This is a genomic window from Bacillus sp. FMQ74 (genome assembly GCF_001875785.1).
In the GTDB taxonomy this organism is placed as follows: Bacteria; Bacillota; Bacilli; order Bacillales; family Bacillaceae; genus Bacillus; species Bacillus stercoris.
Genome location: NZ_MOEO01000006.1, coordinates 189,376 through 204,971, shown reverse-complemented (window position 1 = coordinate 204,971; position 15,596 = coordinate 189,376). Strand labels below are relative to the sequence as shown.

The 15,596-nt window shown below is 46.6% G+C and carries 14 protein-coding genes; 5 read left to right on the top strand and 9 right to left on the bottom strand.

Features of this window, described 5'->3' with window-relative positions; translation table 11 throughout:
- Positions 1-162: 162 nt before the first annotated feature.
- Both BLL41_RS13610 and BLL41_RS22400 read left to right on the top strand, forming a co-directional pair.
- Positions 163-1,719 (top strand): ABC-F family ATP-binding cassette domain-containing protein, encoded by a 1,557-nt coding sequence (locus BLL41_RS13610; protein ID WP_014663168.1) that lies wholly within the window; start codon positions 163-165, stop codon positions 1,717-1,719.
- Positions 1,698-1,955 carry a hypothetical protein gene (locus tag BLL41_RS22400; protein ID WP_083428014.1) on the top strand — a complete coding sequence of 86 codons (258 nt, stop codon included), beginning with the start codon at positions 1,698-1,700 and terminating at the stop codon, positions 1,953-1,955. The genes BLL41_RS13610 and BLL41_RS22400 overlap by 22 nt, the downstream gene beginning before the upstream one ends.
- Before the next feature lie 33 nt (positions 1,956-1,988).
- Here BLL41_RS22400 and BLL41_RS13600 read toward each other — a convergent pair whose 3' ends face one another.
- The 6 genes from BLL41_RS13600 to yfmT form a co-directional block, all read right to left on the bottom strand.
- Positions 1,989-3,179, bottom strand: a complete 1,191-nt coding sequence (locus BLL41_RS13600; protein WP_071578259.1) for an MFS transporter — start codon at positions 3,177-3,179, stop codon at positions 1,989-1,991.
- A 65-nt stretch (positions 3,180-3,244) separates the two neighbouring features.
- Complete coding sequence (locus BLL41_RS13595; protein ID WP_040083865.1) at positions 3,245-3,667, bottom strand: MerR family transcriptional regulator; 423 nt, start codon at positions 3,665-3,667, stop codon at positions 3,245-3,247.
- A 124-nt stretch (positions 3,668-3,791) separates the two neighbouring features.
- The gene (locus BLL41_RS13590; RefSeq protein WP_071578258.1) at positions 3,792-4,238 is read right to left on the bottom strand and encodes a YfmQ family protein; all 447 of its coding nucleotides are present in this window, start codon (positions 4,236-4,238) and stop codon (positions 3,792-3,794) included.
- A 122-nt stretch (positions 4,239-4,360) separates the two neighbouring features.
- Complete coding sequence (locus tag BLL41_RS13585; protein WP_071578257.1) at positions 4,361-6,250, bottom strand: ABC-F family ATP-binding cassette domain-containing protein; 1,890 nt, start codon at positions 6,248-6,250, stop codon at positions 4,361-4,363.
- 134 nt (positions 6,251-6,384) lie between these two features.
- Positions 6,385-6,789 (bottom strand): methyl-accepting chemotaxis protein, encoded by a 405-nt coding sequence (locus BLL41_RS23335; protein ID WP_371261920.1) that lies wholly within the window; start codon positions 6,787-6,789, stop codon positions 6,385-6,387.
- Positions 6,790-7,258: 469 nt separating this feature from the next.
- Positions 7,259-8,716, bottom strand: a complete 1,458-nt coding sequence (yfmT, locus tag BLL41_RS13575) for a benzaldehyde dehydrogenase (protein WP_071578255.1) — start codon at positions 8,714-8,716, stop codon at positions 7,259-7,261.
- 249 nt (positions 8,717-8,965) lie between these two features.
- Between yfmT and bcaP the strand changes: the two genes are divergently transcribed.
- The 3 genes from bcaP to BLL41_RS13560 all read left to right on the top strand — a co-directional run bounded on the left by bcaP (position 8,966) and on the right by BLL41_RS13560 (position 12,494).
- Complete coding sequence (bcaP, locus tag BLL41_RS13570; RefSeq protein ID WP_071578254.1) at positions 8,966-10,351, top strand: branched-chain amino acid transporter BcaP; 1,386 nt, start codon at positions 8,966-8,968, stop codon at positions 10,349-10,351.
- 95 nt (positions 10,352-10,446) lie between these two features.
- Positions 10,447-11,154 (top strand): YjjG family noncanonical pyrimidine nucleotidase, encoded by a 708-nt coding sequence (locus BLL41_RS13565; RefSeq protein ID WP_071578253.1) that lies wholly within the window; start codon positions 10,447-10,449, stop codon positions 11,152-11,154.
- A 110-nt stretch (positions 11,155-11,264) separates the two neighbouring features.
- On the top strand, positions 11,265-12,494 hold the full coding sequence (locus tag BLL41_RS13560) for an MFS transporter (protein ID WP_071578252.1): 1,230 nt from the start codon (positions 11,265-11,267) through the stop codon (positions 12,492-12,494).
- Between the two features lie 27 nt (positions 12,495-12,521).
- Here BLL41_RS13560 and BLL41_RS13555 read toward each other — a convergent pair whose 3' ends face one another.
- Genes BLL41_RS13555 through BLL41_RS13545 form a run of 3 tightly spaced genes read right to left on the bottom strand, consistent with a single transcriptional unit; the run spans position 12,522 to position 15,575 of the window.
- Complete coding sequence (locus BLL41_RS13555) at positions 12,522-13,457, bottom strand: hypothetical protein (protein WP_071578251.1); 936 nt, start codon at positions 13,455-13,457, stop codon at positions 12,522-12,524.
- Entirely contained in the window at positions 13,458-14,636 is a 1,179-nt protein-coding gene (locus BLL41_RS13550) for a glycosyltransferase family 2 protein (RefSeq protein WP_071578250.1), read from the bottom strand.
- 27 nt (positions 14,637-14,663) lie between these two features.
- Positions 14,664-15,575 carry a putative nucleotide-diphospho-sugar transferase gene (locus BLL41_RS13545; protein ID WP_071578249.1) on the bottom strand — a complete coding sequence of 304 codons (912 nt, stop codon included), beginning with the start codon at positions 15,573-15,575 and terminating at the stop codon, positions 14,664-14,666.
- Between the last annotated feature and the right edge of the window lie 21 nt (positions 15,576-15,596).

Below are 15,596 nucleotides of genomic sequence, written 5' to 3'. Positions count from 1 at the left end.
TCAATTCCTGAAATCTATTCCATAGTATCTCAAAACCTCGCCCGGAACGCAATTTTTCTTTTTCTTTCCTATACCTTTCAACATTCCGAATCCTCCTTTATAATCAAAAGGGTGAATATTACACGCCGATGTGCGTGTTTGATAAACGATAGAGGTGTAAACATGAGTATTTTATCTGTAAAGGATTTAAGCCACGGCTTCGGTGACCGGGCCATTTTTAATAACGTTTCCTTCCGCCTGTTAAAAGGCGAGCACGTCGGCTTGATCGGCGCAAACGGTGAAGGAAAATCAACCTTCATGAATATTATTACCGGAAAGCTTGAACCTGATGAGGGAAAAGTCGAGTGGTCAAAAAATGTCCGTGTCGGCTATCTGGACCAGCATACCGTGCTGGAAAAAGGAAAATCCATTCGTGACGTTCTGAAAGACGCGTTCCATTATCTATTTGCGATGGAAGAGGAAATGAACGAGATTTACAACAAAATGGGTGAAGCAGATCCCGACGAACTCGAGAAGCTTCTTGAAGAAGTCGGCGTAATTCAAGACGCGCTGACAAACAATGATTTTTATGTTATTGATTCCAAAGTGGAAGAAATCGCCCGCGGCCTCGGTTTGAGTGATATCGGCTTAGAGCGCGATGTCACCGATCTGAGCGGCGGACAGCGCACAAAGGTCCTTCTCGCTAAGCTTCTCCTTGAAAAGCCGGAAATTCTGCTTCTCGATGAGCCGACCAACTATCTTGATGAACAGCATATTGAATGGCTAAAACGCTACCTGCAGGAATACGAGAACGCGTTCATCCTGATTTCCCACGACATTCCGTTCTTAAACAGCGTCATCAACCTGATTTATCACGTTGAAAATCAAGAGCTGACACGCTATGTCGGCGACTACCATCAGTTTATGGAAGTCTACGAGGTGAAGAAACAGCAGCTTGAAGCGGCCTACAAAAAGCAGCAGCAGGAAGTCGCAGAGCTGAAGGATTTCGTTGCCCGCAACAAAGCGCGTGTCAGCACGAGAAACATGGCGATGTCCCGCCAAAAGAAACTCGATAAGATGGATATGATCGAGCTTGCGGCAGAAAAGCCAAAGCCGGAATTCCACTTTAAGCCGGCGAGAACGTCAGGCAAGCTGATTTTTGAAACGAAGGATCTCGTGATCGGTTACGATTCCCCGCTGTCCCGTCCGCTCAACCTCCGCATGGAGCGCGGCCAAAAAATCGCCCTTTACGGCGCAAACGGGATCGGAAAAACGACGTTGCTGAAAAGTTTGCTTGGCGAGATCCAGCCGCTCGAAGGTTCGGTTGAACGCGGCGAGCACATCTATACCGGCTATTTCGAGCAAGAGGTCAAGGAAACAAACAACAATACGTGCATCGAAGAGGTATGGAGCGAATTCCCTTCTTATACGCAGTATGAAATCCGTGCCGCACTGGCAAAATGCGGACTGACGACAAAGCATATCGAAAGCCGCGTCTCCGTATTAAGCGGAGGCGAAAAAGCGAAAGTCAGATTGTGCAAGCTGATCAATTCGGAAACAAACCTGTTAGTGCTCGATGAACCGACAAACCACTTGGATGTCGATGCCAAGGAAGAACTCAAGCGCGCGCTCAAAGAATACAAAGGCTCGATTCTGCTTATTTCCCACGAGCCAGAGTTTTATATGGATATCGCGACAGAAACGTGGAACTGCGAGTCTTGGACGACGAAAGTGCTTTAATTTATAAAAAAACCCGCCTGCTGAAGGGCGGGTTTTTTACTGCTCATATTCGTCAGGTTCTGCCTTATCCATGGCAAACGTCCCCTCTACAGCATGAACCATCACTTGAAATGGCAATCGTAAATGAACGGACACATTCTCAGATTCTACAAGATAAATCCCCGCCGCATCAATGCCTGGCCGAAGCGGATGCCCTTTCCTGCACCAATTCGATTATGATGCATTATAACGAATAAAAAGACACTGCATCTTCGCAGTGTCTTTCGTTATTAATGACCCGCCTTAATTCCGGCAAGATGTTTACGTCCCATGAGAAGGACAAGCATGCCGACAAAAACAACGATACCGCCGACTGTATATGGTGTGCTTGCGGTGAAGTGTTCTGACAGCATTCCCGCAATCCACGGAGCGAGTGCCCCGCCGATGAAGCGCACTGAGCTGTAGGCTGAAGACGCGATTGAACGTTCAACAGGCGCAGAACCCATCACAGCGGTTGTCATGATCGTATTCACCATACCGAGGACAGCACCGGCGACAACGATACATGTAATAATCAAAGTCTGATGGTCTGTCCAGATCCCCATAATAACGAGAATGGCCGCAAAGGCGATAAAGAGAACGACGAGCGAACGCACTGTGCCCAGCGCTTTGTGCACGAGCGGCGCCGTAAAGACTGACGTAATCGCCAGCAGAAGGCCCCAGCCGAAGAAGACATATCCAAGACCGTGTTCATCTAAATCCAGTACGAACGGAGAATAAGCTAGCAAAATAAAAAATCCAAAGTTGTATAGAAATGCCGATACCGCCATCGTTAAAAGGCCTTTATATTTGAGTGCCTTCATCGCATCAAATACACCGACGCGTTTTACCGGTTTCGGCAGCTTCGGAAGCATGAAAGAAATCGCGATTAACGCAATAAACATCAGGACAGATACTCCGAAAAACGGTGCGCGCCATGAAATGCTTCCAAGCTCTCCGCCTGCAAGCGGTCCTACAGAAATCCCGAGACCGAGCGCAGCCTCATACAAAATAATCGCTTGAGCGCTGCCGCCGACTGACACGCCGACGATAACCGCAAGCGCTGTTGAGATAAACAAAGCATTACCTAATCCCCAGCCGCCGCGATAGCCGACTAGCTGAGCAATTGAACTTGAGCTGCCGCCAAGCCCCGCAAACACAATAATAAAAATAAGTCCAAGAATTAATGTCCATTTCGCGCCGATGCGGCTGGAAATGGCTCCTGAGAAAAACATCATAAATCCGGTAACAAGTAAATAACTTGTAAACAAGAGTGATACTTCACTAGGTGAAGCATGTAATTGTGCGGCAATGGCCGGAAGAATTGGATCGACCAGCCCGATTCCCATAAAAGAAATCACACAGGCAAACGCCACAGCCCATACCGCTTTCGGCTGGCTGAGCAAGCCTGTTTTCTGATTCACTTGTTTTGTCTTATCCATTTGACCTGACCTCCATCTTTATTCCATTAAAAGAAACGCTAAAAAAATAGCGTTTAACAAACTTTTCATTCGATTGATTGAATGCCACGTTCCGCTTTTTCTTTCATGCCCTGCAGATGTTCTTTAAAGCTTTGGAATGTGCGGATTTTCTCATCAATCAAACCCAGCTGGTGATTCAGGGTTTCCTGAATTTCCTCCAGTTTTTCTTTCCGTTCCTTAGGATCCAGTGACAACAAATACCCCTCTTTGTTTAACTCTAGCTGACGGCTGGTTTCCATGAAATGCTGAAGCTCCTGAAGGGAAAAACCGAGCACCTCTTTTGTGCTGATGACTTTCTCAAGCTCCTCCATATCATCCTCTGAATAAAGCCTTACACCGCCGTCTGTCCGTTTCGGCGCCGGAATCAAACCGATTTCTTCATAAAACCGGATGGTCCGCTTTGTCAGCCCGCTTCTTTTGGCCACTTGATCAATCTTCATCCATTCCAAGGTAAATCCCCCTTCGCCGTTTCTGTTACCATTATACACCTTTTGAACCTTAACGTAAACGTTAACTTTTAAAAAGCAATAAAAAAGACGAGCAGCATAAAGCACCCGTCTTTCACTTTCCTGTTTAAGCTAAACTTCCCGTCAATGACAGAGACTCTTTTTGAAGGCTTTCAGAAAGCACTCGATACGCGATCACTTTTTTCTTGTACTGTTTCACGACGTCGATATGGTCGTCGTAGCGGTATACAAACAGCTTTACATCATGTTTGCCTTTTCTCGTATCTATCACCAGCGGCGTGCCGCCGTTTTCCGGATGTAAATAACGCTCTTCGTCACCTGGGTAAATATAATATTTCTCCAGGAAGACAGCTTCGTTAAATTGATCAATCACTTTCTGCTTCTCTGTACCCTCGAGACGTTTTCCGTCTAGAGAGAGGCTCGCATTTTCGTCACTAAGCTTGGCGTGCACTTCAAATTTGCTGAGCAGCCATTCTATGACGCCTGTAGGAAGACAGGTTAATACGATTTTCACCAGACTCATGAGAATTAACATCACGATCGCCCATGTCATACTTCATCATCTCCGTTAATTTTCCATGTGCCGCTGACACACAATTCCATCCTATCATAAGCAGGCCGATTCGTTTTTGTACATTATGTGAAAAAAAGCGCGGCCTGCTGCGGCCACGCTTTTTAGCTTTCCAATTCTTCGATCATGAGGGACAATTCTGTCCAGCGGTCCATCGCAGCCTCAAGCTCTTCCGCCGTTTTCGCCTGCTCGGCCATCAGCTCTTGGATTTTGCCAAAATCACTGCCTGCTGCGGCGATGTCAGCTTCGAGCTGTTCATGTTTTTCTTCCAGCTGAGCAATTTTATCTTCGATGCCATCCCATTCCAGCTGGTCTTTGTAAGAAAGCTTTTTCCGTTTTTTCTTCGGCTCGGCTTCAGCCGGTTTTGCTTCAGCAGCCGGTTTTTCAGCTGTTTTTTTCGCTTTTGACGCTTCCATATAATCGCTGTAGGAGCCTTGGAAGCGGGAAATGACACCATTTCCTTCAAACACAATCAAACGGTCGACGACGCGGTCAAGGAAATAGCGGTCATGAGATACGGTAATGACGACGCCAGGGAACTGGTCGATGTAATCCTCAAGAACGCTTAATGTTTCAGTATCCAAATCGTTCGTCGGCTCATCGAGAAACAGGACATTCGGCTCCTGCATGAGAACCTGAAGCAAGTATAAACGGCGTTTTTCCCCGCCGGACAGCTTGCGGATATACGTCTGCTGCATTGAACGCGGGAAGAGAAAACGCTCCAGCATTTGTTCAGCTGTAATGATATCGCCATCCGCTGTTTTTACGACCTCCGCCGTTTCTTTTATATAGTCAATGACCTTTAACTCACCATTCATTTCACTATGATCCTGGGTATAGTAGCCGATTCTGACCGTCTGTCCGATCGTAATATCGCCGCCGTCCGGCGTATGACGGCCAGCAAGAGTGTTTAACAGCGTTGTTTTCCCGATGCCGTTCGGCCCGATGATTCCGATCCGTTCACCCGGTATGACAAGTTCATTAAAGCGGTCGACGAGCATGCGGCCATCATAAGCGATCATGACGTTCTCCGCTTCAATGACCTGTTTGCCGAGACGGTGCGAGCCAATCGCAAAATCGAGTGAACCCGATGATTGAGGGCCTTTCTGCTCTTTAAGCGCTTCTACCCGGTCAATTCTCGCCTTTTGTTTTGTGGATCGGGCTTTCGCTCCTCGTCTGAGCCAAGCCAGTTCTCGGCGCAGCAGGTTTTGCCGCTTCGTTTCCTTTTGCTCAGCCTGCGCTTCCCGTTCCGCTCGTTTTTCTAAAAACACTTCATAGTTGCCTTTATACGTGTAGAGGCTGCCTCGTTCTAACTCATAAATGCGGTTGGTGACACGGTTTAAGAAATATCTATCGTGCGTGACGAGCATAACAGAGCCGGGATATTGGCTTAAATATCCTTCAAGCCACTCAATCGTTTCATTATCCAAATGGTTTGTCGGCTCGTCTAAAATGAGCAGATCAGCGGGCTGAATTAAGTTTTTGGCAATGGCTACCCGTTTTTTCTGGCCCCCTGAGAGCTCGTTGACCGGCTTTGTTACATCGTTGACACCCAGCTTAGTCAGTACTGTTTTTGCCAGGGTGTTTGCATCCCATGCATTGTTCGCGTCCATTTTCGCCTGCGCTGCCAGCAGGTGTTTCTGGCGCTGTTCATTTTCGGGATCTTTCCCCAGTTCATGCAGCGCTTTTTCATATTCACGCAAGGTTTTCATCACAGCCGATTCACCGGAATAGATATGCTCCAGTACTGTTTGCCCCGCGGGCAGCTCCGGGTCTTGATGAAGAAATTCGACGTGCACGCTTCCGGATTTCGTGATTTCTCCTTCTTCGATAGATTCCAAGCCGGCAATCACTTTCAGCAGCGTTGATTTTCCTGTTCCGTTCGGCCCGATTAATCCGATTCTCTCATTCTCTTCAATATGAAAGGAGATATGGTCAAATAATGTTTTATCTCCGTATGTTTTATAAAGATTTTCCGCTTTTAATATGCTCATGGTTCCTATCAATCCTCACGTAAGTTCATGTGTACATTTTAAATCAGCCGCTGGAATAAAACTAGTAAAACGTCAGACGAATTTCATGAAAATGCAGCATAAGAAAAAGACCGGGGACGTTTGTCCCCGGTCTCTTACTCTTCCTCAAGCGCTTTTTCTGCCATTTTTGCAAGATGCTGCGCACTTCCTGAAATCTCCTGCATCGTGGCGGAAATTTGCTCAACGGCAACGGCTTGTCCGTCTGTATGCTGATTAATCGACTCAATGGATTCCTCGAGCCCTTTCAGCAGACTGTGGATTTTTTTCGTAATCTGGTCAATTTGGCCGACATTTTCTTTTGAATGCGTCGCTAGCTTTCTGATCTCATCTGCGACGACAGAGAAGCCTTTTCCGGACTCCCCTGCTCTTGCCGCTTCGATCGCAGCGTTCAAGCCGAGCAGATTGCTTTGGTCTGAGATGCCTTTAACAGTTACTGAAATATCGGCGATTTCACCGGCGCTTTCGCTTACTTTTTTCGCCTGAGAGGAAATGCCTGACATTTGAGTTGAAAATCCGTTAATTGATTCAGAAATATCGGAAATGGCCGCGGCCGTTTGTTCAACGACAGCCGATAAACTTTCCGCCACATCATGCAGCTTTGATGACTCCTCAAGACTCGTACCGAGGCCGACGCCTCCAATGACTCTTCCATTCTCGTCGTGGAGCGGGATGGCACGGGCGATCAATGGGAAGCCGAACAATTCTTTCGGGACCATGCTCGTTTTCTTCTGATTGCTGCGGATGGCATCTGTGATGATATCCCCTTCCTGCAGCGGATCGCCGGCTTTTACGTTCAGCGAAAAGGTTTTGGCCGGTATATTCACGAGCAGCTTTTCCGTATCATAAATGCCGATTGTAATATCATCCTGAACCAGGCTGTTTAAATAAGGGGCTACTTTGATAAATGCGTCCAGAATATCTGCGGTTTCTTTTTCTGTTTTTATGCTCAATTCCATTCACTCCTATTCATTAATAAGGGAAGCTGCGTTTTTCGTGCTGAACTGAGATCCATTTCAGCGTTGTAAATTCTTCAAGGCTCCACTCACCGTTCAAACGGCCGAGGCCTGATTGTTTTTCACCGCCGAAGGCTACATTCGGTTCATCATTAATGGTCGTGTCATTAACGTGAATCATGCCTGTTTCAATGCGTTTTGCAAAAGCCACGCCGCGCTCAAGATTTGACGTATGTACGGCACCGCTCAACCCAAACGGAGTTTCGTTTGCGATATCCACCGCTTCGTCTTCTGAATCAAACTTCATAAAGGAGACGACCGGCCCGAACAGCTCTTCCTTGGCAATGCTCATGAACGGTTTGACGTCTTTTAAGATCGTCGGTTCCACAATCGTCCCGTTAAATCCGCCAAGCTTCACCGGTACAGCGCCTTCTTCAATTGCTTGCTCAACAGACTTCATCAGCCCGTCTGTCTGTCTGCTGTTGATTAATGGCCCGATAATCGTATCAGGGTCCATTGGGTCGCCGACTTTCAGCGATTCCACTTTTGCCTGATAGAGCTCAAGGAACTTGTCATAAATAGATGAATGAACAAGCACGCGATTGGCTGACATGCAAATTTGTCCTTGATGTGTAAATCGGCTGAACACCGCCGCGTTGACCGCATATTCTATATCTGCATCCTCAAGCACGATGAAGGCGCTATTCCCGCCAAGCTCAAGAAGCGGCTTTTTAAAATGCTTCATCGCAAGCTGCCCGATGTAGCTGCCGACTTTCGTTGAACCGGTAAATGAGATAATCCGCGGCACTGGATGCTCAACGAAGCTGTCTCCAATTTCAGCAATGTCTGTAACAACAACATTCAGCAGCCCCTCTGGGATTCCCGCGTTTTCAAAAATTTTCGCAATCAGCGTTCCGCCGCATATCGGCGTTTCCTCATGCGGCTTTAACACAACGCCATTGCCGGCTCCGAGTGCAGGCGCCACTGATTTCACAGATAAAAAGAATGGGAAGTTAAATGGACTGATGACACCGACAACACCTGCCGGCACGCGATATAACCTGTTTTCCTTTCCGTCTATTGTTGACGGAAGAATTTTGCCTTCCATGCGGACAGGGAACGTTGCCGCTTCTTTTATGATGTTTTTGACAAGACCGATTTCAAAGGCTGCTTTGAGCCTTGTTCCGCCAAGCTCTTCCATAATCAAATAAATGATGGCTTCTTCGTTTTCTTCGATATACGTGACGGCTTTTTCTAAAATGGTTCTTTTCTCGAACGGATTGACCGCATCCCATTTTTTCTTCGCCAGCGCCGCTGCCCGGTACGCTTCATCTACATCGTCAGCAGTCGCTTTACGAAATGTTGTGAATGTTTTTTGAGTATAAGGATTTTTGTTTTCCAATACATTTGGGCTGCTGCCCTCCTGCCATTTCCCGCCGATATACTGTTTATTCAACTCTTCATATTGAAACATGGTCAGCATCTCCTTTTTAACCGCAAATCAAAATGTGGGCGAATCTATTTTTTCTATCGGTTCATCCTGCATAAAATTGAATATACTATTAGTAAAAATTACTATCCTATGATACGACAACGCTGTTTCGCTTCTATCATTTAAAGCGGAAAAATATTTTATTGACTGCGTCAAATTTCGACAATATAATACAACAAGAACTGTATATAATGATTAGAATATTTTGAATATTTTCGGGAGGAACTTTTGATGAGTTCATTATTTAGAAAAAAACCGATTGAAACATTGAGTGCGCAGAGCAAGTCAAAAAGCCTTGCCCGTACGTTAAGCGCATTTGATTTAACCTTGCTCGGTATCGGTTGTGTCATCGGTACAGGGATTTTTGTCATTACAGGAACAGTGGCAGCGACCGGTGCAGGTCCCGCCCTCATCATATCGTTTATTTTAGCAGGGCTCGCCTGTGCGCTGGCTGCATTCTGTTATGCTGAGTTTTCGTCTTCCATTCCGATTTCGGGGAGCGTGTACTCATACTCATACGTGACACTTGGAGAGCTGCTCGCCTTTTTGATCGGATGGGATCTCATGCTTGAATATGTCATTGCACTGTCGGCGGTTGCCACCGGCTGGTCTTCCTACTTTCAATCACTGCTTGCCGGCTTCAATCTTCATCTTCCGGCTGCACTGACAGGAGCGCCGGGAAGCACGCCGGATGCCGTATTTAATCTTCCGGCTGCAGTGATCATTCTCCTTATCACTGCGATTGTCAGCAGAGGCGTCAAGGAAAGCACACGCTTTAACAACGTCATCGTACTGATGAAAATCGCGATCATTTTATTGTTCATTATTGTCGGCATCGGCTATGTGAAACCTGACAACTGGTCTCCTTTTATGCCATTCGGGATGAAAGGCGTCATTCTGAGCGCTGCCACTGTTTTCTTCGCATACCTTGGGTTTGACGCGGTTTCTAACGCTTCAGAGGAAGTGAAAAATCCACAAAAAAACATGCCCGTCGGCATTATTTCAGCTCTAGCCGTCTGCACGGTTCTGTACATCGCGGTATCGCTTGTGCTGACAGGCATGATGCCTTATACCAAATTGAATGTCGGAGATCCGGTGTCCTTCGCGCTGAAATTCGTCGGACAGGACGCTGTTGCCGGGATCATTTCTGTTGGTGCGATTATCGGGATTACGACGGTGATGCTCGCTTTGCTGTACGCTCAAGTCCGCTTGACATTTGCCATGAGCAGAGACGGCCTTCTGCCTGGCTTGTTCGCAAAGGTGCATCCGTCATTTAAAACGCCGTTTCGCAACACATGGCTCACAGGGATCGTTGCAGCGGGAATCGCCGGCTTTATTAACCTCGGAACGCTGGCTCATCTGGTGAACATGGGAACACTTGCCGCGTTTACGGTTATTTCCATTGCTGTCATTGTGCTAAGAAAGAAACATCCTGAAATCAAAGCGTCCTTCAGAGTGCCATTCGTTCCGATTGTGCCGATTATCAGCGCAGGCATCTGCCTCTGGTTCATGTACAGCCTTCCCGGCGTCACATGGCTTTCATTTGTCATCTGGATTGCTGTCGGAACACTGGTTTACTTCCTATATTCGAGAAAACACAGTTTATTAAACAATTAATCTCTTTTCAGCCGGCGGTGCCTCACCCATCCGCCGGCTTTTTCCTTTTTTTATGTGCTATACTTTGAGTACATATGAGAAGGGGAGACACACAGATGAAACAATACCGCACTTTATTATTTGATGTAGATGATACCATCCTTGATTTTAAAGCGGCAGAAGCTTTAGCCCTGCGTTTGCTGTTTGAAGATCAAAACATTCCTTTAACAAATGACATGAAGACGCAGTATAAAGCCATCAATCAAGGTCTCTGGAAAGCCTTTGAAGAAGGAAAGATGACACGGGATGAAGTCGTGAATACGCGTTTTTCCGCTTTGCTCAAGGAGTACGGTTACGAGGCGGACGGCGCTTTGCTTGAGCAAAAATACCGCAGCTTTCTTGAAGAAGGACATCAGCTGATTGACGGTGCTTTTGCTCTCATCTCAAATCTGCAGCATCAGTTTGATTTGTACATCGTGACAAACGGCGTATCTAACACACAATACAAGCGTCTCCGTGATTCAGGGTTATTTCCGTTCTTCAAGGACATTTTCGTTTCTGAAGACACAGGCTTCCAAAAGCCGATGAAAGAATATTTCGATTACGTGTTTGAAAGGATTCCCCAATTTTCAGCAGAGCACACATTAATCATTGGGGATTCATTGACTGCTGACATCAAAGGCGGCCAGCTCGCCGGGCTTGATACTTGCTGGATGAACCCTGAGATGAAGCCGAATGTGTCAGAGATCATGCCAACCTATGAGATTCGTAAGCTTGAAGAGCTATATCACATTTTAAATATCGAAAATACCGTCAGCTGCTAATCGGCTGACGGCGTTTCTTTCATAAGAGTCTTTTTTCCTCTTGATAAATTCTTCACCTTATGAATAATATGATGGTATGCTTTGGCTATATATGTAAGGAGGAGACTCAATTGGCTATCGCCGCCCCGTTAAAAGAAAAAACAGTTCAAAAACCCGGCACCACGGTGTATCCGATTTTGATTATTATCGGAATCTGCCATATGCTCAACGATTCGCTGCAGGCCGTGATTCCGGCCATGTTTCCTATTTTGGAACGCTCCATGAGCCTGACGTTTACACAGCTCGGCATCATCGCTTTCACATTAAACATGGTGTCATCCGTGATGCAGCCTGTCGTCGGCTGGTATACCGATAAAAGGCCGCGGCCGTACGCGCTTCCAGTCGGTTTGACCGCCAGCATGCTTGGCATTTTGGGTCTTGCCTTCGCCCCGTCATTCATCACGATCTTATGCTGTGTGTTTTTCATTGGATTAGGCTCGGCCATTTTCCATCCAGAGGGCTCTCGTGTAGCGTATATGGCCGCCGGCACAAAACGCGGACTCGCCCAGTCGATTTATCAAGTGGGCGGAAACTCAGGCCAAGCGATGGCGCCGCTGATCACCGCGCTGATCCTAGTCCCGCTCGGGCAATTCGGCGCTGTTTGGTTCACACTTGTCGCCGCGCTTGCTGTTATGTTTCTCATGTATATTGCGAAATGGTACGCCTCACGTCTTGGCAGCCTCGCCCAGAAATCAGGCAAGCAAAAGAAAACGGCTGAAAACACGGCCATCACCAAATCTGTTGTATCTGCTCTTATTATTATTATATTTCTCATTTTTGCGCGTTCCTGGTATACGAGTGCGATCGGCAATTTTTACACGTTTTACGCGATGGATACATATCACGTAAGCATTCAGCAGGCACAAAGCTATATTTTTGTCTTCTTGCTGTTTGGCGCGATCGGCACGTTTCTCGGCGGCCCGCTTGCAGACCGTTTTGGAAAACGCTTCGTGATCGTCGGTTCGCTGTTATGCTCGGCGCCGCTGGCGATTTTGCTGCCATTTGCTGGCCCGGTTCTCGCCTATGGTGTGCTCGCATTGATTGGCGTGGTTCTGATGTCGAGCTTTTCCGTAACGGTTGTCTATGCACAGGAACTAGTTCCTGGAAAAATCGGCACAATGTCCGGGTTAACCGTCGGTCTTGCCTTCGGGATGGGCGCGATCGGCGCTGTGGCGCTGGGCGCTCTGATTGACGCAGCGGGACTGACCCCGACGATGCTCGCCATTGCCTTTCTCCCTGTCCTCGGCATCCTTGCCTTCCTATTGCCAAGTGACCAGAAGCTGAGAGAATGGCATAGCTAAAAAACCCTGCCCAGCGGCAGGGTTTTTTTAATCCAGCTGTATAAAATGAGTGTCAGGCACTGCGTGCTTCGGGATAAATCCGTCCGCAAAGTCTGGAAACGCAGACTGTATTTCATCAATCCATTTTTTCAGATTTAATATATACGGCATATAAATCATCTCAATTGTCGCTTCGTCTTCAATTCGGTAGTACCAGCAAAGATTAAACTCTTTTTCTGTCACAAGTGTAAACCCGGAGAAATGATAAAAAATCAGCGGCGTTTCATCTATATGCACGCGGCCGTCCTTTTGCCCGACCTTATAGTTTTCGATATTCCAAAGCGCTGTATTGGCTCCTATTGATTTGACAACATGAACACCCTTAAACTGCGCCGGCCATTTCTCCACATATCTTTGATCACCGTATGTCTTTCGTTCCGTATCCATTTCGACTGTGCAAAATGCAATACAGTCCTGTCTCCACTGCCATACCGCTTCATATGCTTCCTTTGTATTACCGGCACCGACAAAGCCTGTGTTAAAGCGTCCGGTTCGCTCGTAGTAGGACATGAAACGCGGCGAGTTACGATGATCGGTCAAATACAGAGACGCCGTTGGGTTTTCTGCAAAAATACGTGCCGCATCAGAAAAGAAAAATAGATCCGTATCCATATGGGCAAAGTATTCAGCGTCATCCCACTTGCTCATCACATGAAACAAAAAGGCGGGTTTTAACGTCCAGCAATATTCATGAAACGTTCTGTTGCTTTTTGCTTTCAGCAGCTCCGGGTCTTCCATTTCATGCAGCTGCACAAAGGTGACATGCTCCCATGGAACGTGCTGAAGCAATTCGTACGCTTTTTGGTCGACACACAGCACATATAAATGGAAATCATCGCAATGCTCATGGAGAGAATGAATCATAGGCATGAGCTTAAAGATATGTGTCCTTGACACTATCGTTGAAAAATGAAATGTACTCACTTATACCACATCCAATGATCTAAGATCCACGTGCAGCAAATCGTTGACAAGCGCATACAGCGCGTTGGCAAAATCGTTCACGCCTAGCTTTTTCTTCGCTTTTGGCAGAAGCTTGCGGACAGTTTGTAAATCAAAGCTTTTCGCCGTCACCCTTGGGGATTTCTTTCGCCAATCCGGATCAATATTGCGCTCTTTAACAACATGCAGAAGCTCAAGAAATAGATTGAGCAGCATATCATATTTCTGTGATTCCAGCAGCTTTTGAATATCAGTCATGATTCTGTTCGTCATGTCAGGCGGGAACGGCCCATTAAATGCAAGATGAACGTCTAAGGAGCGGATATTGTTGTATTTATCGCACATATAGGCAATGTTTGCCCGAATATCGTCTACAGACTTACAATTGCTTGGATGTTCCTGATGAACACTGACAATATCGCGACGAAGCCTGAAGGTCAATCCGGCCTGATGAAGCCTGATCCCGAGGTCATAATCCTCAAACCCGTACCGCACAATGCCCTCGTCAAATAAACCGAGGTCAACTACATGCTTGCGTTTAACAGAGGAATTATTCGTGATGAAAAAGCGCCATGGCATATGATAGCCTTCCAGATCATCTCCGTACTCATCTAAAATCTCCTTGAGCACGTCAATAAAGTCGGTATTAAGGTCAAAGCTTTTATCAAGAAAGCTTCCGTTTTTAATGTCCGCTTCCTCCAGCAGCTTTTGTTTGTCTTTTTTCGGCATTTCATCTGTGAGCTTTGCGAGCTGTTCCTTATGTTCTTCTTCAAATCGTTCATAATAAAAACTGTAGATCCGCTTCCAAAACAACCCGCACACAACGAGATTCTCTTCATTCTCATGGGCTTTAATATGTTTTGCCACAAGGTCCTTTGCCGCAAGCATATCGCTGTCATGGAAAATCAGGATATCTCCTCTGGCATTGCGCAGCGCCTGGTTTCGACCGTACGCAATACCCTTGTTTTCCTTAATCCGGGTAAAGATCAGCGGAAAATCCGCTTGAAATGACTCAAGCATTGAGAGCGTCCCGTCCTCAGAGCCATTGTCCGCTACAATGACTTCGAATTCTTCATCACACTCCTGCTGGTTTAATGACAGAAGGCTGTTATAAAGACGCTCCTTTGAATTATATGCAGGAATAATAACGCTTGCTTTCACTTCATTTCACTTCCTGTATTTACTCATTTATTTGTTGTCATCTTTTGAAGCAAAACCGTTAAATTCAGGGTCTAATGTTTTGATATGTTCAATGATATGCGGCAGTGTCTTTTGATATAGTTCATGCACAAACGGCAGGTCTGTGCGGGTTGTTTCATGAATCTGTTTGATTTCATTGATGCTGACGATTCGGTATCCGCTGAAATGATAAAAAATCAGCGGGCTGCCATCCTCCAGCACGATCCGGCCATCCTCCCACGAAAACGTATGCTGCCCATAATTCCAATGACCAATGTTCACGCCGGGTGTCGTAATATCACAAACATTCGGAAACAGCCCAGACATATAATCCAAATAGCCCTGGTCACCGAATTTTCCTTCACCCGGCGCATTTTTGCATTCCTCAAGACAGCGTTCCTTCCACCACTCCAAGCAATCCGTGCCTGCATCATCATGCTTGAAACTGATAAACCCGGAATTATATCTGCCTAAAAGACGCTGCAGCATGTCAATCTGTTCTTTCCCAAAAGAAGGAATGACAATATCCCCCCGCGAAAGCAGCACCGAACAGTCCGGCTGGTTTTCAAAAATCGGTGATGGATCTGCGTAGAAAAAGAGATCCCCGTCAATGTACGTCACACGCTCCAGCTCGGGATTGCTGTTCAGCACAGCTTGCAGAAAGATCGGCTTCATCGTCCAGCAATACTCACTTTGATCTCTAGTTTCCTTCAGCTTTAGAAGCATTTCATTTTCAAGAGCGGCCACCGGCACAAGGTTCAGCTGCTTCATTTTCAGCTTCTGTAACACGCGGTGCGTATCTAAGTCCATGCACAGCGTAAAAATGGGACTGTCTTGATCAACTTGCTCTAACGACTTAAACAAAGCGACTGCCTGATATAATCTTCCTTTTGATAAAACGGTGCAATACGCGCTGGCCACAGTCATGTTCACCTCGTTTCA